Genomic DNA, 23,084 nt, shown 5'->3' on the forward strand with positions numbered 1-23,084 from the left:
GCCACTACAACATTAATAAAAATAAGGGCAAAACATTGGTTTATAAAATTTTCATCGCTGTTTTTTTAGCGTTTATGATTTACAACTTGTTTCGAGCGATGGTGGTAATGAATAAAAACTCATCAGCACAACCACCTATGTCTAAATATATTGGCCGCAGAGTTATGCTCTCAGCCATTATTGTGTTTATCTTGCTTATTGGTATTGCAACAGGATTAATAACTCCAAACCCAAGACCATATTAGCGTTCGATTATCAACCGTCCTGAACTCAACCAACACACCAGTGTCGTCCTGAACTCAACCAACACACCAGTGTCGTCCTGAACTCAACCAACACACCAGTGTCGTCCTGAACTTGTTTCAGGATCTATTTCTAGATCGATAAAATTAAAAAACCGCGCCAATTGTTAAGCGCGGTTTTTTATTAAGTTACTACAGTATATAAACGAATAAAAACAGTAGTACCCATACCACATCGACAAAATGCCAATACCAGCTAGCCGCTTGGAAAGCAAAATGGTTGTCAGGGGTAAAGTGACCTTTTAATACACGGCAGAACATCACAATTAACATGATGGTACCTAAGGTAACGTGCATGCCGTGGAAACCGGTGAGCATAAAGAAGGTATTACCATAAATACCACTTGCCAGGGTTAATCCCATCGATGAATAAGCATGAATATATTCTTCAACTTGAAGCACTAAAAACGCTAAACCGAGTAAAACGGTGATCCCCAACCAGACTTTCAATGCACCACGCTTGTTTTGCTCTAAAGCAACATGCGCAAAGTGAGCCGTAACTGATGAGGTCATTAGCAAAATTGTGTTATACAGCGGTAAGCCGCTCCAACCCATGGCTTCGGTAGTCGTGCCATCTGGCGTAGTCGTTAATGGCCATGCAGCATGAAATTCAGGCCATAATACTTGGAATGTTTCTAAGTTATTACCAGCACCGCCAAGCCAAGGCACACTGATCATTCGTGCGTAAAACAAGGCGCCAAAGAATGCAGCAAAAAACATTACTTCAGAAAATATAAACCAGCTCATCCCCTGGCGAAATGAATTATCCATTTGCGCACTGTATTTACCACTCATTGATTCGTTTATTACATTGCTAAACCAACCAAAACACATGTATATAACCAAGGCGATTCCGGCCAGTAACACCCAACCACCAATACCCTCGCCGGTATCTAGGTTAGCCACATAATTACCCGCACCAACTGCGATTAAAAATAAAGCAACGGCGCCAACAATTGGCCATTTACTTTGATCTGGTACGTAATAACTTTCATAATCTTTTGTTGTTGTCATTAGTTTTCCCCTACGCGTTATTCTGCAACTTCGGTCGAAGTTTCACTCGCTGTAATGTCATACAAGGTATATGACAAGGTTAGCTCAGTGATATGTTCTGGCAGTTCTGGATCCACATAAAATTGCAGTGGTAACCAGGCATCTTCATTTGCTTGTAATGGTTGCTGATTAAAGCAAAAACATTCAATTTTTTGAAAATAATTAGCTGCCTGACCTGGTGAAACAGATGGTACTGCTTGCGCAACACCATCTCGACCTGATTCATTTTTAGCGTAATATTTTACAAATTTCATTTCCCCTGGGTGAACATCAATAGAGTTCATTTCTGGCTTAAATTGCCAAGGCGCACCTTTTGCAGTACGACTTATAAATTGAACTCGAATTGTTCTTGAAGTGTCTATGCCATCTTCATTAACGGTTGCAGCAGTGTTTGCTGTTTTACCGTTTAACCCAGTGATATCACAAAACACATCGTATAAAGGTACCAAAGCAAAGCCAAAAGCGAACATAGCAAATACAGTAACAACAAGTTTCGTTACTCCTTTTTTCACTTTTTTGTTCATTGGCTGTGCCTGATCTTTAGTCATGTGTTTTCCCTATTACTTAATTTCCGGTGGTGTTGAGAATGTGTGATAAGGCGCAGGAGATGGAACTTCCCACTCTAAGCCTTCTGCACCATCCCAAGGTTTCGCCGGCGCTTTCTCACCGCCACGAATACATTTGATCACCAACACTAAGAATATTAGTTGTGACAAACCAAAGGCAAAACCACCAATGCTCACCCACTTGTTAAAGTCAGCAAATTGTAGGGCGTAATCTGGAATACGACGTGGCATACCAGCAAGGCCTAAGAAATGCATAGGGAAGAACAATAAGTTTACTGAAATTAGTGAACACCAGAAATGGAATTTACCTAACTTCTCGTTGTACATGTTGCCTGTCCATTTAGGTAACCAGTAATATGCTCCGGCATAAATAGAGAACAATGAGCCGGTAACCAATACGTAATGGAAATGCGCTACTACAAAGTAAGTATCATGATATTGAAAATCTACCGGCGTCATCGCCAACATCAATCCAGAGAAGCCACCAATAGTAAATAAAATCACAAACGCAATTGAGAACAACATCGGTGTTTCAAAGGTCATAGACCCTTTCCACATTGTTGCTACCCAGTTAAATACTTTAACCCCTGTTGGCACGGCAATTAACATGGTGCAGTACATAAAGAACAATTCACCAGCAAGCGGCATACCTGTGGTAAACATGTGATGCGCCCATACAATAAATGACAGGAAGGCAATCGATGATGTTGCGTAAACCATAGAGCTGTAACCAAATAATTTCTTACGTGCAAACGCAGGAATAATGGTTGAAACAATACCAAAGGCTGGCAATATCATGATGTAAACTTCAGGGTGGCCGAAGAACCAGAAAATATGCTGGAACATTACCGGGTCACCACCACCGGCAGCATTAAAGAAATCTGTACCAAAGTAGGTGTCGGTTAATACCATAGTTACGGTACCCGCGAGCACCGGCATAACGGCAATTAATAGGTAGGCAGTAATGAAAAAGGTCCACACAAATAATGGCATTTTCATGTAAGTCATACCTGGAGCACGCAAGTTCATAATGGTAACAACAATGTTGATTGCCCCCATAATTGACGAGATCCCCATAATATGAACAGCAAATACGAAGAACGCAGTACTACCATTTGAATACGTTGTCGATAGAGGTGCGTAGAACGTCCAACCAAAGTTAGGTCCGCCACCTTCCATAAACAATGAAGACAATAAAATGCCAAAGGCAAATGGTAATATCCAGAATGACCAGTTATTCAAACGAGGCAGTGCCATATCTGGAGCACCAATCATCATAGGTAACATCCAGTTAGCCAAACCGGTAAAGGCTGGCATGATGGCGCCAAATACCATGATCAAACCATGCACTGTGGTCATTTGGTTAAAAAAGTCTGGTTCTATTATTTGTAGGCCGGGCTGAAATAGCTCGGCCCGTATTACCATGGCCATTGCGCCGCCCGTAAGCAGCATAATGAATGAGAACCATAGATAAAGGGTACCAATATCTTTGTGGTTTGTTGTGTATAACCAGCGCTTAATGCCAGTCATTTTATGATCATGATGATCGTCTTCATGATGATCTAGTGTGTCTGTTGCTGTTGTCATAATCATTCCCCCTTATTTGGCTACATCTTTAGCTTGAACCATATCACCGGTGCTATTGCCCCAGGCGTTACGTTCATAAGTAATTACTGCGGCCATCTCTTGTGGAGATAACTGTGCAGCAAAGCCCATCATGGCAGTACCTGCTTTACCATCGGCTACCATGCTAATGTGTGCATTAACATCGCCAGTGGCAATGGGGCTACCTTTTAAGGCTGGGAATGCTGGTGGCATACCAGCGCCTGAAGCTTGGTGACAAGCGGCACAACTGGTGTTGTATACTGCTTCACCTTTGCTCATCAACTCATCCATAGATAAGTCGTCTAAACTAACTTCTGCTGTCTCAACGGCTACTGCTTCTTCAACCGCTGCAGCAGGTGCCGCGTCAGAAATCGATGCGCCATCATTACCTGAAACTGCAGCCTTAACATCGGCAGGTTGTACTGCTTGGCCTGTGTTGTTATCCCAGGCGTTACGCTCATAAGTTACAACGGCAGCAATTTCTTTAAGTGATAATTGCTTGCCATAACCTTGCATACCTGTACCAGAACGGCCATTGAAAACTACATTAATGTGATCGCCAAGTTTATCTGCACTTGTTGCCATTTCGCTGCCTTTAAGAGCAGGGAATGCAGGAGGTAAACCCATACCTGTAGGTTGGTGACATGCAGCACAGTGCGCGGCATAAGTTTGTTCACCCAGTGTCATTAATTCTTCCATAGGAAGTTTAGCGGTAAGCGATTGTGCTTCTGCTTCCGCGGCTTTAGTCATGGCAATTTTTTGCTCATTAATCCAAAGCTCGTAATCAACTTCCGAGCGAACATCAACAACTATCGGCATGTAACCATGATCTTTACCACAAAGCTCAGCACACTGGCCGCGATAAATACCTGGTTCATTTACAAGTGTCCAAGCTTCATTGATGAAACCTGGGTTAGCATCTTGTTTAACTGCAAATGCTGGTACCCACCACGAATGGATTACATCATCGGAAGTGATCAAGAAACGAACTTTGCGGTTTACTGGGATTACTAATGGCTTATCTACTTCTAAAAGATAATTTTCATTTGACCACTTTTCGCCATTGTCACCTTCACGGTTATCAAATTGTGATTTAGGTGTAGACAAAACACTGTAAAACTCAATATCTTGATCAAAATATTTGTAATGCCATTTCCATTGTGAACCAGTAACCTGAACGGTGATATCAGAATTACTGTTATCTTCCATATTAATTAATGTAGTGGTCGCAGGCCATGCCATACCGATAAGGATTAAAATTGGAATCGCGGTCCAAAGAATTTCTACTTTGGTGCTTTCATGAAATGTGGCAGGTTTTGCCCCTTTGGACTTTCGATGGAATATCATTGACCAGAACATAGCGCCAAAAACAACGACACCAATTACCGTACAAATCCACATTACCAACATATGCAGTTCATAGACATTTTGGCTGACATCTGTCACCCCTTTTGTCATATTCAGTTGCATATCTGCCCAAGCTGAACTGGAAATTAAACTTCCCAACAACAGCCAACCCAGGTTACGTCTCTTCACTCGACATCTCCTCTGCTTTATTAGCCTAGAAAATACAGAAATAAGGACAAGATACATCTTTATTCGATGTCTCTAATTTCCGTAATTTATTTTTATTATTGTGTTACGTAAAAAACCTACATCGATGAATGGGGTAGGGAGTCTACAGTGTAATATTTGTATATTATCCACTCTAGAATTACTTAATTTTTAAACAAGGTCTAGTGCTTTGTTAGAAAAAAGTTAATTTTTTTAATGAGAAATCTGTAGAGCAAATACTACTAAATTTGAATGGGTTAGGCGAAATTAAAGGGGTGCAGGCAAAAGAAAAAGGCTAAATTAAATAAATAATTCAGCCTTTTTGTAGTTCGTTTTTTGTACTGGTAAAGTCGCTATAGACTACATCCAGTCAGCACTACGAATAACACCAACAGCTAGACCTTCAATATTGAAATGTTGGTTGGCTAAATCAACAACGATAGGTGAAAAATCTTCATTTTCAGCATGTAAATAAACCACATTACCGTCACGTTTATAGCGCTTTACGGTGACATCATCTTCAACTCGAGCAACAACAACTTGCCCATTTTGAATATCAGTTGTTTGATGCACCGCTAATAAATCACCGTCTAAAATACCAATATCCTTCATGCTCTCGCCATTTACCCGTAATAGGTAATCAGCGGCAGGATGAAACAGGTTGCCATCTATTTTGTAATGCTCTTCAACATGCTCTTGCGCCAATATTGGTTCACCGGCGGCAACTCGGCCAATTAATGGTAAACCTTCTTCTTCAATATGCTCTTCGGCTAAACGAATGCCACGAGAAGTACCTGGCAACATTTCGATAAAGCCTTTTTTAGCGAGAGCCTTTAAATGCTCTTCAGCCGCATTCGCCGACTTAAAACCAAAGAAGTCAGCAATTTCAGCACGCGTAGGTGGCATTCCGGTATCGGCTATCTTTTCTTTAATGAGATCAAATATTTGTTGCTGTCTATTGGTAAGTGGGCGCATATTATTTTTGAGTAACCTGTTTTTCTGTACAGTACATTGTACTGTCAGTATATACAGCTATAAATTAAACGCAACTTATTATTTTTAAATACTAATTTGTGTGTGTGGTTTCCAGTTCCAATTGATATTTTGTCCAGAGGGGGGAAATTGCATATTTAAGTCAATTCCCAACTATGCAAAGTAGGAATGTTTATAAAGTATTGTTATATTTGACTTTATATGGATGGTCTATGTGAAATAGGAGCTGACAGTAAAAATACTTTATGTTGGGTGAGCTTATAAGCGCGATAACGGTGAGTAGAGTTACATAGCACTAACCAATAGGCATCATTGAGAGGTTTAAAAAAATGAAATGTGAAATTTGGTTCAAGGCCCTTATATGCTCCCATGCAGGCTATTGAGTAAAGCAACCAATGCCCAAGTTTGCACCTCGATCCGTCCCTTCAGTGCCATGAGCCACCATTCGATATTAGAAAAACACTCCGTCATCCCATCATGCTTTTGGATGGGATCTCCTCCAGTTTTAAGGTGACTTCATCCGGCAGGTTTGTGCCATGAACGGAAGTATTGAACGAACCAATTTAGCCATTAATGATTTCGACATATAGGCTTTGTATATCATGTTTATTTAAATCTTTTACTAATTTTTGAGTATATTTTGCGTATATTTCGGAGTCGGGGTTTAAATTCAATATTTTGAATAATGGAATTAGCGCTTTTTTTAAATGAGATAACTTAATTTCTAAAGGTACTTTGTCAGTTCTTCCAAACACATAAAAAACATGCTCATATTTTTTTGAATAATCTATGTACTCAGCACAAATAGAATACCTTTCAGCCTCTATCAAGTATTCATACGTAGGGTCAAAAGTTAGTTGGGCATATTGCTTGTTTGATAAGTGATATTGATAAAAAATGTCTAGGACTTCATTACCTAAACCTAAGTATCTACAAATACTTGCAAAGGTTTTAAACTTTTCCTTTGTGGGATCAGAATTATACTCTTTTAAAGCTATATTTTTTCTTGCTACCAGCTTATCTTTTGCGTCAGGGTATACCTTAGCAAGCTCACCCCATGTAGATAAACCAAATGATAATCTAACTCCCGCCCATTCACTACTCTCAGAGGTATTGTCAAAGAAGTATACAAACTTATCTAATGCTGATTGATATTTTTCACTGTAAAAATCACTTACGCCATCGGTTAAAACACTCTTTAAATCCATGTAGCAGCTTCCTATAAAAGTAAAAGCCTGTACAAGAAGAACAGGCTAAAATGATAGCTTCAATATTAAATTAAAACACAATACTGAATGGCGGGTTATCGCTCAAAGCCGACTATTCTAATAATCATCAATAATATAAGTAGCCATCTCAAAAACTGATGCTAACCGATTTTCACCATTTCGCATAATTCTATGAAGAGGAGCGTCAATATTGGGTATATAGATATCGTTCTTCATTTCAATTCTAAGTAAAGCTCGTTCACGTTCCGTTAAATGATTTTCATGAAGTTTTTCTAATTCAGCGGTATCTAACCAAATACCAGCACAACCAGGACACTCATCTATTTCTAAGACTTTTAATGGACTAAAATACCGTCTCATCATTACTGTATTTTCACACTTAGGGCATTTAATCCTCTCTTTTTCGTTCAGAGAAGTGTTTTTGAATTGTCTTAGATGTTTTACTAATGCGGAACCACGAACACTTTTAGGGTCTTTAAATTTATCCAATTCAGAGTTATCAAAGAATGCTCCACCGCAGCTTTCAGATATTTCAATTTCCATACCGCCAACCTTAATGGTTTTAAGTTGAGTACCTGTTCTTGGGCATTTCATTTAACTGCTTTCCTTGTTCATTTGAATTTAAACTACGTAATACTGAAAGAGACACAACTTCAGCTATCATCTCTCAATATAGCCTCTGGGCGACCTTAATCATTTGTAAATATACAATACATGATGTTATTGTAAAACCACAAGTTTTTAGTTGTCGCCACGGTCGGCTTTGAGCGAACAGCAGACCTTTTACACCTAACAAATTAGCCTACGAGAAAATGGAAGTTATCAAGTTATACACCCAGCCCAAACATGACCGAAAACCATTTTACGATGGTGGCAAAGGTGCACCGTATAAATTTAAATGCCCTGTTTGCAAAGCTAAAAATATTATACCGTTCGAGTCATTGTTACATGCTACCTGGAACTGGAAAGAAGATTTTTCAAAAGAAGAGTTACTAAATATCCAAAACTTGTTTGGCTTCGGTCCAACAGGGAATTCTCATGAAGGTGGATGGACTTGTATTAACTTTGTTTCTTGCAAAGGATGTAGTGAACAATTGATTTCATATGTTGGTTTTAACGAATACTACAACTCATTGTATAGGCTGACTGAACAAGGCTTAGCACATATTAGAACCGATAATTTGACCTAACACTTTGATTTAGTTAAGGTCAGATAAGAGCGAACAGCAGCCCGTCAACAATCTATTCATGGATGATTATCAATGAAGTATTTATTATTATTTTTAAGCATAATGCCATGTTTATCGATGGCTCAAAATCAGTTAATTGGTGAGTGGCATTACGACAGTGAAAGAACACTTTCTGAACTGGATTTATCTAATGAATATTCAAAAAAGATAAAGAAGTGCTACGAAGTGAAAATGTGTGGAGATGGTTTTTATGTCTTTGATGACGAATCTTATGTATTCACCCAATTAATGACAAGTGGAAACAAAACTATTGAAGGTACTCACAGTTACTATAATTATAAGGTTTTAAGCTCAAATGCTGAATTAATAACCATCCTTCATAAACCAATTGATTTTAAGTTCTACTCTGAATTAAAAGACGACAAATCTAAAAAGAAATTGAACGAACTTAACGAGCTATTTAGAAAGGCAAACGATTGGGAAGAGGTTGAAGAAACAGCACCCCTGGAGTTTAAGTTTTTCTTAACAGACAACGGCAACACCTTCTTTTTTAAGTTCCCTAATGGTCAAAAAGAGTATTTTTACCGAAAAACAAAGCAATAATATCAAGTCTTCACTGGCAGGTTATGGCACAAACCAGCCCCTTTGAGGTCTGGTTTTTCAATTCAGAAATCTTCCGCTTTGTATATGGACACCTCCATTTCCGCAAGTATTACATTATTACTCAACTATAGGTTAGTGAGAATAATTTCTAAGTTCATTATCATGTGAATTTATCTATTAATATTATTAGAAACTCTATCGATTACAGACTAACAATTATGATCACTAGAGTTTATTTACGAGCATTAATAATAAGTTGAATATATAGCAAATGATCACGAGCACTTATACAATGCAGTGGATACGTTAAATAAAGGTTGAACTAGTTGTGGATGAGAAAGTAATTAAATTCGAATTTGAAAAGCTCAATAAAAACAGTATTCGGTATAAAGAGGTACCTGAAAACGGAATGCCACCTGTTTTGGGGTCTATCTACGTGCAAAAATGGTTTGCGGGCGATAGTAAAAATATTGAAGTGACAATTAAGACTAAGGCAAAATGAATCAAGCTAAAAGCAGTACGTATTCCATTGCTCAATTAGGCCATGCGGTATTAAGACAAAGAGCGGCTGAGGTTGAAAATATACTTGCCGATGAATGCCAGCAATTAATTAATCAAATGATGTTGGCGGTGTCAGAAGCCGGAGGTGTAGGTATTGCCGCGCCACAAATTCATCACAGTGTGCGCATTTTTATTATGTGTTCTAAACCCAATGCACGTTATCCCGACGCGCCCTTAATGGCACCAACAGCAATCATTAATCCTGAAATATTGCATTGTTCGAGTGAGAAAGTAAAAGGCTGGGAAGGTTGTTTAAGTGTGCCGAGTATGCGTGGCTTAGTGCCAAGGCATAGTCAGATCACTGTACGTTATTTTGACCAACAAAATAATGAACATAAAAAAGAATTTACGGGTTTCATTGCACGTATTTTCCAGCATGAATTAGACCATTTGAACGGGCTAACTTTTATTGACCAATTGGAATCGACGAAAGACTTGATCAGTGAAGTCGAATGGTATCAGCAGTTCGCTAAGACTCCGTAACTCTAGGTGTTAAATAAACAACTTGAAGGTGCGGGTATTTTTTATTCGACAAATATCACCCTCACTTAAATGGAATATAGCCATTTTTGCGACCTAAAGCCCTCCTCACTGTGGCAGTAGTAGCACTTAACTTTATGATTTAAAATTAGAATTTAAGACAGGTGAAAACTTCATTTAGTAACATTCATAGTAACAATTACTAAAGAAATTTATAGTTATTACCTTAAAATCATCGGCTTAACCATCCTATTCAGATGTGGAAATAGCAGTTGAATCAATATTCAGGAAAAAAATTGGGAAATTAATGGCCGTTTTTACCACGATTGGAACTTAGGTTATGTATTGCGACCGTCACTAATGTGACAGGTGCGAAAATAAAACAATTAACTATTCGTTTCAGCTATTGCCACATATAGTCAATTGAATTAGTGCTATTTGGATTTCAAGTATTGATAAATCGCGTTTGCATATTCTGGGTGATCTGAAATATCGTTGTGCCCAGCCTCTTTTATGATCACCGATTGTTGTTGTTTTCCAAAAGCGGATATTAAATTCTCACTATGTTTTCTTGGGATCACCTGATCATACTCGGCCATTAAAATGAGTGGCAATGTTTCAATTTGTGCTACCTGGCCGAGTGAATTGTATTTATCTTTTAATAACAAAGGGAGCGGGAACATCCAGTAGGCTCCTTTAGCGACGTTTTCAATGCTGTCATAGGGAGTAACTAGAATAAGGCTTTCAATGTTGCGTCTTGCAGCAACATAAGTTGCGATGCCAGAGCCTAGACTGCGCCCCAAAAGAGAAATTTTTGTATGCTGCGTGACTAGTTGATCATATATATGTAAAGCATCGCTATACAAACCGTTCTCTGTTGGTTTTCCCATACTTTCACCATAACCCCTGTATGGGATCAGGTAAACGCTATAATTAGGTAGTATATTTTGGAAAAATGAGATGTTTTGCTCGATGGCTTCGGCATTACCACCGTAGTAAAGAAGCGCCTCATCTTGTTTTGGGTTAACTATCCAGCCTCTCAGTTCAATACCATTATTGGTAAAGCTCACTTTAGTTGCGTCAACGAACTTGTCACTTGGTTGTGGGAAATATAATAAGGCTCTTTGACCAAAATAGAGCCAAATACAACAAATAACATAGGCAACGAGTGTGGCCAATAAAATACTTTTCATCTCTCGATTTCTCCCAGCCTCTAACATTCATATCGCCACATTCCAGCAGAAATGGTGGAATATTGTATTTCATGTCTAGTCTCTACTGTAAGTAGTTATACTATTAAAACATAGCAGAGAGATAAAAATTTAAAGAGTTTATCTAGCTTTCAATCTCTTACAGGAATATATGTAAAAGGATTTCAGATAAACTCGTTAAAGTCATTACTGATTACAAGCTTCTTCCTTCCACTACTAGCATCTGCTTATGAGTTAAAGGCTCGAATTGTTGACTGAATTGACACCATCTAGCCATTTTGAATAACGGGCATTGCGAGCAGGAGAATTTTATTAGGATTTTCTAGCCCTTGTTTAACTTTGATACGAAGACATTTTAGAATATCAAGTTCAATACTGGTCAGTTCGCAAAGAAGACGCTAGCCATCGGTTTCTCTTTAGGTCAACTGAACGCTATTAGCTGACATTTTTTTTGCTCTGGAAATGCTAACTACTGCCACAGAACAGTCCAAAACATTAGAACAATTGATCTCATTTTCACCATCTTCAGGCTAGCTTACATTATAAGTATAGTTCTATAACATTTGCTCCCCAAAAACGCCATAAAAACAAATTACCAAAAGACCTAATACATGTAACGTATTTTAAACATTAATAAGTTAACATCTGGTTCTTCAAATTGAGCTTTAATGACATCGCCATGACTGGTGAAATGCTGCCCTTGTTCAAAGTAACTGCCATTTCTTGCGTACACTAAATACACATCTGATAAAGGAGCAAAACGGTAGCGATAACGCAGTTGTAAGGTTAATTGGCTTTGCTTAAAGTTAGGCTCTTGCTCAGTGATGGATGAATTTTGCATTTTGTTATTAGCAAAAGTAACGTTTTTTCCGTTTTTTGCTTCAATACTGTACCACTGCCCTTTAACACTAAGCTCTTGATTTTCAAACATTGACCAAAGAATTTTAAAGCTAAATTGATCAAAAATACGTTGGTAACTCGTTAATTTACCTTGAGAGTTCCCTATTAACCAGTCATCACTGTTTAAATGGGATATGCTACCTGAAAAAATGGTTTGATCGGTTAGTGCGTAGTCAGCCGATAACTTTACGCTATTAGCCCAGCCATCAATACCTTCTTGTAGATAATTTAGATCAACTTCGTAGTGAAAGTCTCCAGAATAAGGGCTGATATATTGCAATAAGTAATCTTGTCGTTCAGTTAATTCTATGCTGCCATTACCACGTGAAATGAGGTCGTCATGACCAGATGTCGCATAATTAATTTTCGTGACAATCTTTGAACTATTTTGTGTTTTTGCCGTCATTTTTACGGCATATTTTTGTGGTAAATCCTCATCTTGAAAGTTGTTAGACAACGTTGCCGAGCCATACCAATCAATTTGTCTAAATAGGCTATTACCACTTGGGATAAAGAAATAATCACTTGATAAATGGAATTCACGTAGATTATTCCGAGCTAAATAGCCCATATCATTTAGGTTTAAGTCTTCATCTAGCCATGTAAGTCTTAGATCTGTTTTCCATTGACGATTGGTTCGATAATTAAGGTTGAATGTAGCTCCTAAACCATTTGATGTTATTTCATCTTTAATTTTTGAAAATAAGAATGTTCCGTCAATACTTAAGTCACTTTCGTCATAACCATAATCAATTGCTGAGCTCAGAACACTACGACTTATCGTTGGACGGTCAACCCAATTAAGTATTTGCCCAACATAACCTTGTTCACCTTTGTATAACCAACGGGTACTGAGGAACTGCTTGCCTTTTGCATCACTGCTATCATCTTCACTAACTGCCATAATGCCAAGATCTATCTGTTGATTGGTATTAAGATATTTTACGGCGGCAAGAATATCGGATGGTTCACTGTTATCACCGTCGGAATTACCTCCGATACGTCGTGTATTCAACATCTCAAAGTTATTACCTTTGATATCAAATAAGCTTTGATTTTCAGTAAAGAAGGCGCGTTTATCACTATATAAAGTTTCAATCGCTGAAAAGTTTGCAATTAACTCGTCACTTTCTGCTTGACCAAAATCAGGATTAATTGTCGCCGTTATTTGCTGATTCACCGTTGGCTTCCATAATAAGTCCGCACCGATTCTTAATTTAGATTCTTTTTCATTAAAATCTTGTGTCAGTGAGCTGTATGGAAAAAGCTGCATCGTTGAAGTTTTAGGTTTATTGACTTTAACACTGTAAAGAGATTGCATGAAATTAGCTCTTGATGGTGAGGTATCTGGAAATGAATAAGCCTCTCCTTCTCCAATGTTATATCTTGAAAAATAAAGTTTTATTTCACTCAAATTGTTTTTAATTGCTAATGGAAATGGGGCTATTGTCCAAGGAATAAAAATCTCACTATACCAATTAATTTCATCTTCGGAGACTTTGAAATCCCACGCACCTTCCCAGTCATCATCGAAATTATTACCTCTTGAATAAACACCATCCATACTGCCATTGCCTAATGTGGTAACAAAATCATAGATGGTATCTCCTTGACCTGAAAAATCGATGGAGACAGAATTAAAGTCTGCTGAAGTATGTTGATCTTTGCCACTATACTTCCTTGAACGTGTTGCCTTTTTTTGTTGATTTTCAAAAGCAATGTATAAACCAGCACCTGTAGTAATGACTCGAACAGTTGTATTCTCTTTAGGGGCTAAGCCGGTATCAGGAGAGGTAACAACAAAAGATGAAAACACTTTTGCTTTAGACCAAGCCGGTTCATCTATTTTTCCGTCCAAAATTATTTCAATGGAGGAAGGTGGTGTACTAGTATCTTCAGCTCTGACACTGTTACTCATTAATAATATTATCAGCAAGGATATTCTATAAATAAATTTCATAGGGAGGAGTTTCTGGGTAATGTAATTTAGTTATTATGTTAATTCGTAATCACACCTTCTAATAAATGAAATAAAGCGTATCATTATGAATTAAATTCATATGAGATTGTTACCATGTTTAGAAAGCTACCACCATTAAAGTCGTTATTAGCATTTGCCGCAGCTTCCCGAAGCCAGAGTTTCAGTCATGCAGCGAAAGAGTTGTATATAACGCAAAGTGCTGTCAGTCATCAGATTAAAAATTTAGAAGAGTTCTTAGGGCACAAGCTTTTTTATCGTGAGGGGAAAGTCTTAAAGTTATCCATTGAAGGGCAGCTTTACGCACAAAAAGTTAATCAAAGTATTGAACAACTCATCTCTGCAACACAAGAGTTAATTGGTCAGCCTGATAATGTTCTGCAACTTGGTGTAAGTAGCACTTTTGCCATTCATCGTATAGCCCCTGAATTAGATGGATTGTACCAGCAGCACAATGAGCTTGATATTCGTTTAAGAATGCTAAGTTGTAGCGATGTTATTACAGCATTAGATTTAGATGTTATTTTATATGACCACCCCATTGAACATATTTCTTATGAATGCATTCAACTAAAAAAAGAAGTTTACTATCCTGTTGCCAATGCTGAACTAGCCAAAAAACTAGGCACTTATCCTATTGAGTGGCAGGAAAAAACCACATTAATTGATATTGAAACGGTTGATTTATGGCGAGACTGGTTCAAAGAGCAAGGACTTGAGTTGGTTGATTCAAATATTCAGTATTTTCTCCATTCCATTTTGATTTTGAAAGCCGTTCTTGCTGGGCAGGGTATTGCTTTACTGGGTGAAACGTTGATATCCAATGAATTAAAAAGTGGTGACTTAGTTAAGTTGATTGATACTCCCGTCGTCTTTCCAAATGACGGCTTCTATTTTGCTTGGCATAAACGTCGGAAAAATGATGCCAATATTAGATTACTTAAAAATTGGTTAATAGGTTTGTTGTAGCTTATTTTTTGAAATGAAGGTTCTTCTCTATTTCTTGAGTGCTAGGTGTATGAATAATATTCACGTAAATTAAAAAAGTTCATTAGTAACTTTCAGATGTTTCTCATAAAGTAAGGTTTTAGTTTTATGAGGAATTGTTATGAAAAATGCTTTATTAGTTACTGCCCATCCATATACTGAATCTTTCAATTTCACTTTGCGTACTCAAGCTATTGAATTACTAAATAAGTTTGACTGGCAAGTAAATACGTCTGATTTGTATCAACAGGGTTTTAATCCCATTTTAGGGCCTGCTGACTTTCCAAATATATCAGCATCTGTTCCTCTCAGTTTGCCCAAGCAACAAGAGATTGCTCATCAGCAAGCGCTATTTAGTAATGATATTAGCAGTGAGCAAAGTAAATTATTAGATGCAAATTTACTTATTTTACAGTTTCCATTGTGGTGGGGAAGTTACCCTGCAATATTAAAAGGTTGGATTGAAAGGGTTATTAGTCGAGGGTATGGCTATGGTAGTAATAATTTATTGTCAGGAAAAAGAGTTTTGCTATCTGTGACAACGGGTGGTGCTAACGACGACGACGAAATTGAATATTACCAAAAAAAGATTCAAGAGCTTGGTGTTGATGTTTTTCCTTATGCGAAAATGGAAGTACTGAAACCAATTATTAATCATGGACCAAGTCATAGTAACGAGAAACAAAGAAAAAACTTACTTAGTAGCTCAAAAAATCAGCTAATTTCGTTGTTAAGTGCTTAGTCATCAAAAAGTGAAAGCAGAAACTAGATTCAATGTACCATTAGATATTGCCTAGGTTGCATCAAGAGAATATCTTTTGATAATACGAGGTTTTTGATATTTTGGACTTATGAACTGAATTATCGTTATTGTCACAGGTAATTTCCGATTTGAGAACGAAAGCCCAAATTTAAAATGAGAATTCTATCTCACCAACACAAATAATTTGGAAGTTCTGTTATAAACTCTAAGGTAAATATACCTCATGGCACCATAATTGTGTGAAATTTATCCCTGCTGTATGATCGGAAAGTTGACCTTCATATTTGATAAGATAGCTATTAACTTATTTAATCCTTTGCCTTTATTCGTTATTTTCCATGCAATGAATAAATCTTGTGGAGCTGGTTCTTCTTCTAATGCAACGATAACAAGTTGACCTGACGCAATATGATGTTGAATCAAACATTTTGGTAAATAACCAATGCCTATTCCAGCAATAATAGCTTCAATTTTCTGAGCAATAGAACTGACAAAAAAGTTCTGGCTTCCTTTAATCAGGTTAACTGACCATGGAATTTCGCGCTGTGCAGAGTCATGCACAACAACGCTGCGATATTTTGTTAACTCGCTAGGCTGAATCGGCTGCTTAGCACTCGATAACTCATGTGATTTACTAACAACCATGACACTTTCTAACTCCTCTGTTTTTATTGCTCGAATACCTTTTTGATTAGGTACTGGCGACGGAGCGCCAATAACTAAATCGACCCTGTCTTCAATTAACGCTTCCCAAGTACCATTCATGACTTCTTCTTGCACGTCAATTTCAATACTTTCATGCTCAGCTAAAAATCGTTGTATGCCTCTAAATATAGGTTTGATATCAATTATTGAATCGCAAGCAATACGAATTTTCGGTTCCCAGCCATTGGCAATTGTTTGAGCTTGCTCTGACAGTGAATTGATCGCGTATAAGACTTTGCGCCCCTCTATTAATAAATGTTTACCTGCTGGAGTAAGAACGGCACGACGACCTTGGCGCTGAAATATTGTGACATTTAACTGCTCTTCCAGTTTTTGCACTATATAGGAAAGCGCTGAAGGCACTTTATTTAATTGCTCTGCCGCCGCAGCATAACTGCCACGATATTCAATGGCATCTAATACCAGTAACGCTTCAATGCTGATAGGTGGAGTATTCACTATGTTTAATCCAAATATTTAATTGTTCAAATTATTTGAACATATCAAACAAATAATAGGGGTTATTCAATTCCAATACAACTTGCATAATAGCTCCATACTCAATTAACAACACTTTAAGGCAACTATTATGAACATTAAAACTCTTACTAACATCATCACTAAAACTGAACAATCTTTTTCGGCTCTACCATTACGACTAATCGCAGGTATTCTTTTTGTGGCACATGGTGCACAAAAACTTTTCGCTTGGTTTGGCGGCTATGGTTTAGAAGGCACAGGGCAATGGATGGAGTCTATCGGACTTGCCCCAGGTTACTTAATGGCATTAATGGCCGGTAGTGCAGAATTTTTCGGTGGTTTGTTTTTAATTGCCGGCTTCCTTACGAGACCTACAAGTTTTGTTTTAGCCATTACCATGATTGTTGCCATTTTTAGTGTGCACATTGATAACGGCTTATTTATGGCCACCAACGGTTACGAATTCGGCTTATCGTTAATAGCAATCACCTTTGCTTTGTTTATTCAAGGTGGCGGTAAGCATTCAGTTGACGAAAAAATTTACAACACGTTAAACAAGTAAGTTTAATTAGCACTTAATATCTTTTTATAGGAGCCAATTGCAATGTGATTGGCCAATCAACATTTTTTAGGAGTTTCTCATGGGGTTAATCGTTAACGGTAAATGGGTCGACCAATGGTATGACACAGATAAAAGCGAAGGTAAATTTGTTCGTCAAGACAGTCGCTTTAGAGCTCAAATATCAACAGCACAAGGCAGTCAATTTAAACCTGAAGCAGGTCGCTACCATTTATACGTTTCATTAGCGTGCCCTTGGGCACATAGAACCTTGATATTTCGCAAGTTAAAGCAACTTGAAGATGTTATTTCGGTAAGTGTAGTTGAAGCACAAATGATGGAAAATGGTTGGGAGTTTGGTGAGAGCGGTGACCCGCTTTATCATTTAGATCATGCGTACCAGTTATATTTGAAAGCAGATCCAAGCTATCAAGGCCGAGTAACCGTTCCTATTTTATGGGATAAGAAAACTCAAACGATCGTAAATAATGAATCGGTTGAAATTATTAGAATGTTTAACTCAGCATTCAATGAATTAACCGGTAACGTGGATGATTATTTCCCTGTTGCACAAAGAGAAGAAATAGAAGCGGTAAACACTCGCATATACGACACCATTAATAATGGTGTTTATAAAGCCGGTTTTGCAACGACTCAAGAGGCATACAATGATGCATACCATACATTATTTGACAGTTTAGATTGGTTAGAAAATCGCTTATCTAAACAGCGTTACCTTGTCGGTGAGAATATTACCGAAGCTGACTGGCGTTTATTTACAACCTTGATTCGTTTTGATGCGGTTTACCATGGTCATTTTAAATGTAATCGAAACAAGCTTAGTGAATTTCATCACATTAGTAATTACGTTAACGAACTTTATCAAGTACCTGGCGTTAAAGAAACGGTTGATTTGGAATATACCAAAATCCACTATTATGCGAGCCATTTGACCATCAATCCAACTCGTATTGTACCTTTGGGAGCTACTCAAAACTTTGATGCACCACACGATCGTGACCGCCAATATTTTTGAATAAATCCAGTTACTCGTTTATTTATCAAATGAAGCTATAGAACACTAAAGCAGTGAACCTATTAAGCTTCATGACCTTAATGATTAGGAAATATTATGATCAAACATTATCCATACAAAAAACTAGGTAGCGCTAACCACGGTTGGCTTAAGTCAAAACATCACTTCAGCTTTGCTAATTACTATAATCCCACTCGTATGGGCTTTGGAAAATTACGTGTTGTAAATGATGATTGGGTTGAGCCTGGTATGGGCTTTCCTTCACATCCACATCGTAATATGGAAATTATTAGTTTTATTCGAACCGGTGCGATTTCTCATCAAGATAGCGCGGGTAACAAAGGCATAACTAAAGAAGGAGAGATACAGGTGATGAGTGCTGGTACAGGTATTGTGCATTCAGAATATAATCGAACTAAAAAGCCTTTAACGTTTTATCAAATTTGGATTGAAACCAACAAATTTAACGTAACGCCTCGCTGGGAAAGTAAAAAATTCCCGACAAAAGATGCTTCAGAGCTTATGTTGTTAGCCTCAGGTTATCCGGAAGATAAAAATAAAGCTCTTTTTATCAACCAAGAGGCACGTATATATGCTGGTAAATTAGCAAAAGGCAGCATTATTGAGCATGACATTAAACACCAAGCTTATATTTTAGCATCTGCTGGTATGTTTAAAGTTGAAGACAGCTCAGCAAATATAACGATGCATAAAGGTGACGGGGCTGAAATTAGTCAGACTAAGTCAATTAGATTAAGAGCATCAACTGATTGTGAAATTATCATCATCGATACTATCGAGTAATCAAACTAATACCTAAATACAATTACGTCCTAAATTGAGCTCTTTGACTTGATCGGCCAAACATCCTTTTCTGTCTTGCCTTGTATTTCAACATCGTCAAGTGAAAAACTAGGTTGATCATTTATCTTCAGTTTGGCCAGATAATCTTGGGTTATATTTACTATGGTTGGGGTGAGCAAAACAATGGCGTAAATATTAACTAAGGTCATCAGGCCTAATGCCATGTCTGCTAAACTCCAAACCTGTTTTAATGTTGCGCTGGCTCCCCAAAATACCATGATCAAATAAACACTGGTATACAGCAGGCGGCCCGCCTTATTGTCTAGTTTAAATAAATGTAGGTTACTTTCTGCATAGGCATAATTGGCAACTACTGAAGTAAAAGCAAATAAAGTGATTGCTGCCGCGACAAAGTAGTTTCCGCCAACGCCAAAGTGACTCGTCATGGCATTTTGCGTCATTGAGATGCCTTCCATTTCGCCGCTGATATTAATATCAGATAATAAAATCACGACAGCGGTGCAGCTACATAGCACCATGGTATCTAAGAAAACCCCTAGCATTTGCACATATCCTTGCGCGACTGGGTGGTTGGGAACTGGTGTAGCACCCGCCGCCGCATGAGGCACACTGCCTGCACCTGCTTCGTTAGAATATAAACCGCGTTGAATGCCGTTTTTAATGGCTGCGCCCAAGGCGCCTGCGCCTGCTTCAGTTAAGCCAAACGCAGAAGAAAATATATCAATGAACATTGCCGGTAATAATTGAATATTCATTAAAGTGATAATAAGTGCTGTACCAACAAAAGCTAACCCCATAAAAGGAACAACAAGCTCGGCAAACCGAGCGATACTGCGCATACCACCTATAACTATGCTACCCGCCAGTAACACAATGACCGCACCTGAGTATTGTGTGGGAATGGTAAAGGTATTGTTTAATGCTTCGGCAATGGTATTAGCTTGCATTGCACTGAAAGTAAGGCCATAGCCAAGAAAAAGGCATATTGCAAAAACGATGGCCAACCAAGGCTTATTCAGTCCCGCTCGAATGTAATAGGCAGGTCCACCTCTGAACTCGTGATTGTCGTCTCGTACTTTATATAATTGGCCAAGTACGCTTTCTGCAAACCCTGTGGCCATACCTAAAAGCGCAATGACCCACATCCAAAATACGGCGCCACTGCCACCGAGAGAAATCGCCATAGCAACACCAGCTAAATTGCCGGTGCCCACCCGGGCAGAAAGGCCTGTACATAAGGCTTGAAAAGAGCTGATCCCCGATTTGTCAGATTGGGTACTGCCTTTCATAACAGTGAACATATATTTGAATTGCAGTAATTGGACGAAACGCAGTTTAAACGAAAACCAACAGCCGGCAAAAATTAGCAAGTAAATTAATATTTGACCTTGGCCCCACAAAACATTGTTGATGGAGTTTACAATTTCACTGATCATTTACTTTCCTTTTCCCTTTCGATTAAACTGAAATACCGGCTTTATTCTACATTTCAAAGAGTCTTTCATTTATCCCTTCAGATAAATTTTATCGTACAGCAATCCCGAGTAGTCGACTACATTTTGTGTACGATATTATCTTATGTAATTGCATCTCATAGAAAATATACGATTGGAGTCAAAGATAGATTTATGCTCATGAAATCGACAATTAAGCACATTAATCACCTTATACCCCCTTAGGGGGATTATCTTAAACATTAGATGGACTATGATTCTAATGCGTAGCTATCACAGCTTGTTAAGGTATTTAACTCACCTAATTAAGGGGTATAACATGAGTATTTCAAATGAAAATGATTATTTAAATTATTCGGAAAAAACAGAAATTAATGATGCTAAGCAGCATGAATCTTCAATTCCTAGTTATAACGTTTATGAACGAAATGAAGATCTATATGAATCAGAAGCAAGTTATATTCGCGGTTATAATTAAACTCCAAATAAGAGGTTTTTATGTCTAATGTTTTTTCGTTAAAAAATAAGGTTGCTGTTATAACTGGTGGCGCCTCCGGTATTGGTTTAGCTATGGCCAAGCGGTTTATTAGCTCTGGTGCCAAAGTGGTGATCGGAGATTTATCCGACGCGACTAAGGTCGCTGAACAAATCGGTGCTACGTTTATAAAAGTTGATGTCTCTGACGAAGAGAGCGTTAAAAAATTATTTGAAAATACCCGTGCCCAGCTCGGACCAATCGATATCGTGGCAAATAACGCTGGCATTTGTCCAGAGTTTAAAACTCTAAATGAAGCAACTAAAAACGATTATGAGTTTGCATTTAAGGTTAATACTCTAGGTGTTGCCTTTGGTCTTAAATATGCGCCACGATATATGAATGATGGTGGCAGTATCATCAATACTTCTTCTCTTTCTGGAAAAATGGGCGTTTTTGGTTTAGGTGCATATTGCAGTTCTAAATTTTCAGCAATTGGGTTAACTCAAACTGCAGCGGTGGAATTGGGCGATAGAAATATACGGGTTAATGCAATATGTCCCGCTTCGGTAAATACTGCTATGGCACAAGAAAATGATCAAAGCCAACTGGAAATGGAAAAAATCATGATCCCGTTAAACCGTATTGCTGAGCCGGAAGAAGTTGCTGCGGTTGCCCACTTTTTAGCCGCAGATGATTGTGCCTTTATAAATGGCCAGGCAATAAATGTGTGTGGCGGAATGACCGCGGGCATAGGTCCAAGACTATGGGAAAAGCTTGCCGGTAGCGCTGGCGATGAAAAATAACTACTTTAGGTAAATTTGATGTTTAACGTTAAAGATAAGCACGTATTAATTACTGGTGCGGCAAGTGGTATTGGTTTAGGTTTAGCTGAGCATTTTGCTACACAAGGAGCAACCGTTAGTACCGTCGATATAAGTGAAAAAAATCCGAACCCAAGTCTGGGGTTAAATCATTTTAAAGCGGATGTTTCAAATAGCGAAGAACTGCATAGCGCATTTGAAAGTGCGGTAAAGCGTAATGGCGTACTCGATGTTGTTATCAATAATGCCGGTATCGCTATTGAAGAAGGTGCAATAGAAAATGCTGATATAAGCATTCTCGAAAAAGTATTAAATATTAACGTTAAAGGTGTTTATTTGGGCATACAAAATGCGGCCAAATATCTAACTGATGGTGGTAGTATTATTAATACAGGCTCGCTTGCTGCTAGTGTTACCTTCCCAGAATATTGCACCTATTCAATCTCTAAAAGTAGTGTCATTCAAATGACCAAAAATGCGGCGCTGCAGTTAGGTAATCGAAAAATTCGTGTCAATTCCGTTTCGCCAGGTACCGTTTTAACCCCTATGGAAGCTGAGTCAGGCGATGAAGCGAGAATAAGTAAAACATGTACGGCCCTAGAGCGTCCTGCCGATATTAGCGATTTAATTGGTATTTATCATTTTCTAGCATCCGATGCCAGTCGCTACATTACAGGAATTGATGTAAAAGTCGACGGTGGCTGGAGTGCCGGCGTTACCAATAAGGCACTTGCTTGCTTATTAGATTAAC

At 38.1% G+C, this 23,084-nt stretch carries 23 protein-coding genes; 12 read left to right on the forward strand and 11 right to left on the reverse strand.

The features are described from left to right. Window positions 1-35 precede the first annotated feature (35 nt). Window positions 36-245 (forward strand): DUF2909 domain-containing protein, encoded by a 210-nt coding sequence (locus tag RI844_RS15675; RefSeq protein WP_348395610.1) that lies wholly within the window; start codon window positions 36-38, stop codon window positions 243-245. Window positions 246-434: 189 nt separating this feature from the next. Here RI844_RS15675 and RI844_RS15680 read toward each other — a convergent pair whose 3' ends face one another. The 7 genes from RI844_RS15680 to RI844_RS15710 form a co-directional block, all read right to left on the reverse strand. After that, window positions 435-1,316 carry a cytochrome c oxidase subunit 3 gene (locus RI844_RS15680; protein ID WP_348395611.1) on the reverse strand — a complete coding sequence of 294 codons (882 nt, stop codon included), beginning with the start codon at window positions 1,314-1,316 and terminating at the stop codon, window positions 435-437. 17 nt (window positions 1,317-1,333) lie between these two features. Beyond that, window positions 1,334-1,903, reverse strand: a complete 570-nt coding sequence (locus RI844_RS15685) for a cytochrome c oxidase assembly protein (protein WP_348395612.1) — start codon at window positions 1,901-1,903, stop codon at window positions 1,334-1,336. A 12-nt stretch (window positions 1,904-1,915) separates the two neighbouring features. Then, window positions 1,916-3,451 carry a cytochrome c oxidase subunit I gene (ctaD, locus tag RI844_RS15690; RefSeq protein WP_348398367.1) on the reverse strand — a complete coding sequence of 512 codons (1,536 nt, stop codon included), beginning with the start codon at window positions 3,449-3,451 and terminating at the stop codon, window positions 1,916-1,918. Window positions 3,452-3,520: 69 nt separating this feature from the next. After that, window positions 3,521-5,062 carry a cytochrome c oxidase subunit II gene (gene coxB, locus RI844_RS15695; protein ID WP_405054417.1) on the reverse strand — a complete coding sequence of 514 codons (1,542 nt, stop codon included), beginning with the start codon at window positions 5,060-5,062 and terminating at the stop codon, window positions 3,521-3,523. A gap of 378 nt (window positions 5,063-5,440) precedes the next feature. Continuing rightward, complete coding sequence (gene lexA, locus RI844_RS15700; RefSeq protein ID WP_348395613.1) at window positions 5,441-6,055, reverse strand: transcriptional repressor LexA; 615 nt, start codon at window positions 6,053-6,055, stop codon at window positions 5,441-5,443. A gap of 581 nt (window positions 6,056-6,636) precedes the next feature. Then, the gene (locus RI844_RS15705) at window positions 6,637-7,281 is read right to left on the reverse strand and encodes a hypothetical protein (RefSeq protein ID WP_348395614.1); all 645 of its coding nucleotides are present in this window, start codon (window positions 7,279-7,281) and stop codon (window positions 6,637-6,639) included. Between the two features lie 117 nt (window positions 7,282-7,398). Continuing rightward, window positions 7,399-7,896, reverse strand: coding sequence for a TFIIB-type zinc ribbon-containing protein (locus RI844_RS15710; protein ID WP_348395615.1), 498 nt, complete (start codon window positions 7,894-7,896; stop codon window positions 7,399-7,401). Between the two features lie 218 nt (window positions 7,897-8,114). On the opposite strand from RI844_RS15710, the gene RI844_RS15715 reads away from it, so the two are divergent. The 3 genes from RI844_RS15715 to def all read left to right on the forward strand — a co-directional run bounded on the left by RI844_RS15715 (window position 8,115) and on the right by def (window position 10,139). Next, complete coding sequence (locus tag RI844_RS15715; RefSeq protein WP_348395616.1) at window positions 8,115-8,492, forward strand: hypothetical protein; 378 nt, start codon at window positions 8,115-8,117, stop codon at window positions 8,490-8,492. A 72-nt stretch (window positions 8,493-8,564) separates the two neighbouring features. After that, on the forward strand, window positions 8,565-9,095 hold the full coding sequence (locus tag RI844_RS15720) for a hypothetical protein (protein WP_348395617.1): 531 nt from the start codon (window positions 8,565-8,567) through the stop codon (window positions 9,093-9,095). Between the two features lie 498 nt (window positions 9,096-9,593). After that, entirely contained in the window at window positions 9,594-10,139 is a 546-nt protein-coding gene (gene def / locus RI844_RS15725; protein ID WP_348395618.1) for a peptide deformylase, read from the forward strand. Window positions 10,140-10,570: 431 nt separating this feature from the next. Here the strand turns inward: def and RI844_RS15730 are convergent, their stop codons facing one another. Beyond that, window positions 10,571-11,329, reverse strand: coding sequence for an alpha/beta hydrolase (locus RI844_RS15730; protein WP_348395619.1), 759 nt, complete (start codon window positions 11,327-11,329; stop codon window positions 10,571-10,573). A gap of 622 nt (window positions 11,330-11,951) precedes the next feature. Next, complete coding sequence (locus RI844_RS15735) at window positions 11,952-14,165, reverse strand: DUF5916 domain-containing protein (protein ID WP_348395620.1); 2,214 nt, start codon at window positions 14,163-14,165, stop codon at window positions 11,952-11,954. 156 nt (window positions 14,166-14,321) lie between these two features. Here RI844_RS15735 and RI844_RS15740 point away from each other — a divergent pair, with 156 nt between their 5' ends. Both RI844_RS15740 and RI844_RS15745 read left to right on the forward strand, forming a co-directional pair. Next, entirely contained in the window at window positions 14,322-15,194 is an 873-nt protein-coding gene (locus RI844_RS15740; protein ID WP_348395621.1) for a LysR substrate-binding domain-containing protein, read from the forward strand. A gap of 139 nt (window positions 15,195-15,333) precedes the next feature. Further along, the gene (locus RI844_RS15745) at window positions 15,334-15,954 is read left to right on the forward strand and encodes an NAD(P)H-dependent oxidoreductase (protein WP_348395622.1); all 621 of its coding nucleotides are present in this window, start codon (window positions 15,334-15,336) and stop codon (window positions 15,952-15,954) included. Between the two features lie 267 nt (window positions 15,955-16,221). Here RI844_RS15745 and RI844_RS15750 read toward each other — a convergent pair whose 3' ends face one another. Beyond that, complete coding sequence (locus tag RI844_RS15750) at window positions 16,222-17,139, reverse strand: LysR substrate-binding domain-containing protein (protein ID WP_348395623.1); 918 nt, start codon at window positions 17,137-17,139, stop codon at window positions 16,222-16,224. A gap of 130 nt (window positions 17,140-17,269) precedes the next feature. On the opposite strand from RI844_RS15750, the gene RI844_RS15755 reads away from it, so the two are divergent. From RI844_RS15755 to RI844_RS15765, 3 genes are all read left to right on the forward strand, one after another. Continuing rightward, entirely contained in the window at window positions 17,270-17,722 is a 453-nt protein-coding gene (locus RI844_RS15755; RefSeq protein WP_348395624.1) for a DoxX family protein, read from the forward strand. 79 nt (window positions 17,723-17,801) lie between these two features. Then, on the forward strand, window positions 17,802-18,755 hold the full coding sequence (locus RI844_RS15760; RefSeq protein ID WP_348395625.1) for a glutathione S-transferase family protein: 954 nt from the start codon (window positions 17,802-17,804) through the stop codon (window positions 18,753-18,755). A 96-nt stretch (window positions 18,756-18,851) separates the two neighbouring features. After that, window positions 18,852-19,559 (forward strand): pirin family protein, encoded by a 708-nt coding sequence (locus RI844_RS15765; RefSeq protein WP_348395626.1) that lies wholly within the window; start codon window positions 18,852-18,854, stop codon window positions 19,557-19,559. A gap of 29 nt (window positions 19,560-19,588) precedes the next feature. Here the strand turns inward: RI844_RS15765 and RI844_RS15770 are convergent, their stop codons facing one another. Next, window positions 19,589-21,016 (reverse strand): alanine/glycine:cation symporter family protein, encoded by a 1,428-nt coding sequence (locus tag RI844_RS15770; RefSeq protein ID WP_348395627.1) that lies wholly within the window; start codon window positions 21,014-21,016, stop codon window positions 19,589-19,591. 337 nt (window positions 21,017-21,353) lie between these two features. Between RI844_RS15770 and RI844_RS15775 the strand changes: the two genes are divergently transcribed. Genes RI844_RS15775 through RI844_RS15785 form a run of 3 tightly spaced genes read left to right on the forward strand, consistent with a single transcriptional unit; the run spans window position 21,354 to window position 23,083 of the window. After that, window positions 21,354-21,512 carry a hypothetical protein gene (locus tag RI844_RS15775; RefSeq protein ID WP_348395628.1) on the forward strand — a complete coding sequence of 53 codons (159 nt, stop codon included), beginning with the start codon at window positions 21,354-21,356 and terminating at the stop codon, window positions 21,510-21,512. A 20-nt stretch (window positions 21,513-21,532) separates the two neighbouring features. Further along, a complete protein-coding gene (locus tag RI844_RS15780; RefSeq protein ID WP_348395629.1) occupies window positions 21,533-22,315 on the forward strand; it encodes an SDR family NAD(P)-dependent oxidoreductase in 783 nt (260 codons plus the stop codon). Between the two features lie 18 nt (window positions 22,316-22,333). Further along, window positions 22,334-23,083, forward strand: coding sequence for an SDR family NAD(P)-dependent oxidoreductase (locus RI844_RS15785; protein WP_348395630.1), 750 nt, complete (start codon window positions 22,334-22,336; stop codon window positions 23,081-23,083). Window position 23,084 lies beyond the last annotated feature (1 nt).

Source organism: Thalassotalea fonticola (genome assembly GCF_032911225.1).
Taxonomy (GTDB): Bacteria; Pseudomonadota; Gammaproteobacteria; order Enterobacterales; family Alteromonadaceae; genus Thalassotalea_A; species Thalassotalea_A fonticola.

Excerpts from the sequence above, each read along its gene's own strand:
- RI844_RS15775 (WP_348395628.1), top strand. The coding sequence starts at position 21,354 with ATGAGTATTTCAAATGAAAATGATTATTTAAATTATTCGGAAAAAACA.
- RI844_RS15785 (WP_348395630.1), top strand. The coding sequence starts at position 22,334 with ATGTTTAACGTTAAAGATAAGCACGTATTAATTACTGGTGCGGCAAGT.
- RI844_RS15710 (WP_348395615.1), bottom strand. The coding sequence starts at position 7,896 with ATGAAATGCCCAAGAACAGGTACTCAACTTAAAACCATTAAGGTTGGC.
- RI844_RS15740 (WP_348395621.1), top strand. The coding sequence starts at position 14,322 with ATGTTTAGAAAGCTACCACCATTAAAGTCGTTATTAGCATTTGCCGCA.
- def (WP_348395618.1), top strand. The coding sequence starts at position 9,594 with ATGAATCAAGCTAAAAGCAGTACGTATTCCATTGCTCAATTAGGCCAT.
- RI844_RS15680 (WP_348395611.1), bottom strand. The coding sequence starts at position 1,316 with ATGACAACAACAAAAGATTATGAAAGTTATTACGTACCAGATCAAAGT.
- lexA (WP_348395613.1), bottom strand. The coding sequence starts at position 6,055 with ATGCGCCCACTTACCAATAGACAGCAACAAATATTTGATCTCATTAAA.
- RI844_RS15755 (WP_348395624.1), top strand. The coding sequence starts at position 17,270 with ATGAACATTAAAACTCTTACTAACATCATCACTAAAACTGAACAATCT.
- RI844_RS15745 (WP_348395622.1), top strand. The coding sequence starts at position 15,334 with ATGAAAAATGCTTTATTAGTTACTGCCCATCCATATACTGAATCTTTC.
- RI844_RS15730 (WP_348395619.1), bottom strand. The coding sequence starts at position 11,329 with ATGAAAAGTATTTTATTGGCCACACTCGTTGCCTATGTTATTTGTTGT.
- RI844_RS15780 (WP_348395629.1), top strand. The coding sequence starts at position 21,533 with ATGTCTAATGTTTTTTCGTTAAAAAATAAGGTTGCTGTTATAACTGGT.
- RI844_RS15735 (WP_348395620.1), bottom strand. The coding sequence starts at position 14,165 with ATGAGTAACAGTGTCAGAGCTGAAGATACTAGTACACCACCTTCCTCC.
- RI844_RS15765 (WP_348395626.1), top strand. The coding sequence starts at position 18,852 with ATGATCAAACATTATCCATACAAAAAACTAGGTAGCGCTAACCACGGT.
- RI844_RS15685 (WP_348395612.1), bottom strand. The coding sequence starts at position 1,903 with ATGACTAAAGATCAGGCACAGCCAATGAACAAAAAAGTGAAAAAAGGA.
- RI844_RS15715 (WP_348395616.1), top strand. The coding sequence starts at position 8,115 with ATGGAAGTTATCAAGTTATACACCCAGCCCAAACATGACCGAAAACCA.
- ctaD (WP_348398367.1), bottom strand. The coding sequence starts at position 3,451 with ATGACTGGCATTAAGCGCTGGTTATACACAACAAACCACAAAGATATT.
- RI844_RS15760 (WP_348395625.1), top strand. The coding sequence starts at position 17,802 with ATGGGGTTAATCGTTAACGGTAAATGGGTCGACCAATGGTATGACACA.
- RI844_RS15770 (WP_348395627.1), bottom strand. The coding sequence starts at position 21,016 with ATGATCAGTGAAATTGTAAACTCCATCAACAATGTTTTGTGGGGCCAA.
- RI844_RS15705 (WP_348395614.1), bottom strand. The coding sequence starts at position 7,281 with ATGGATTTAAAGAGTGTTTTAACCGATGGCGTAAGTGATTTTTACAGT.
- RI844_RS15720 (WP_348395617.1), top strand. The coding sequence starts at position 8,565 with ATGAAGTATTTATTATTATTTTTAAGCATAATGCCATGTTTATCGATG.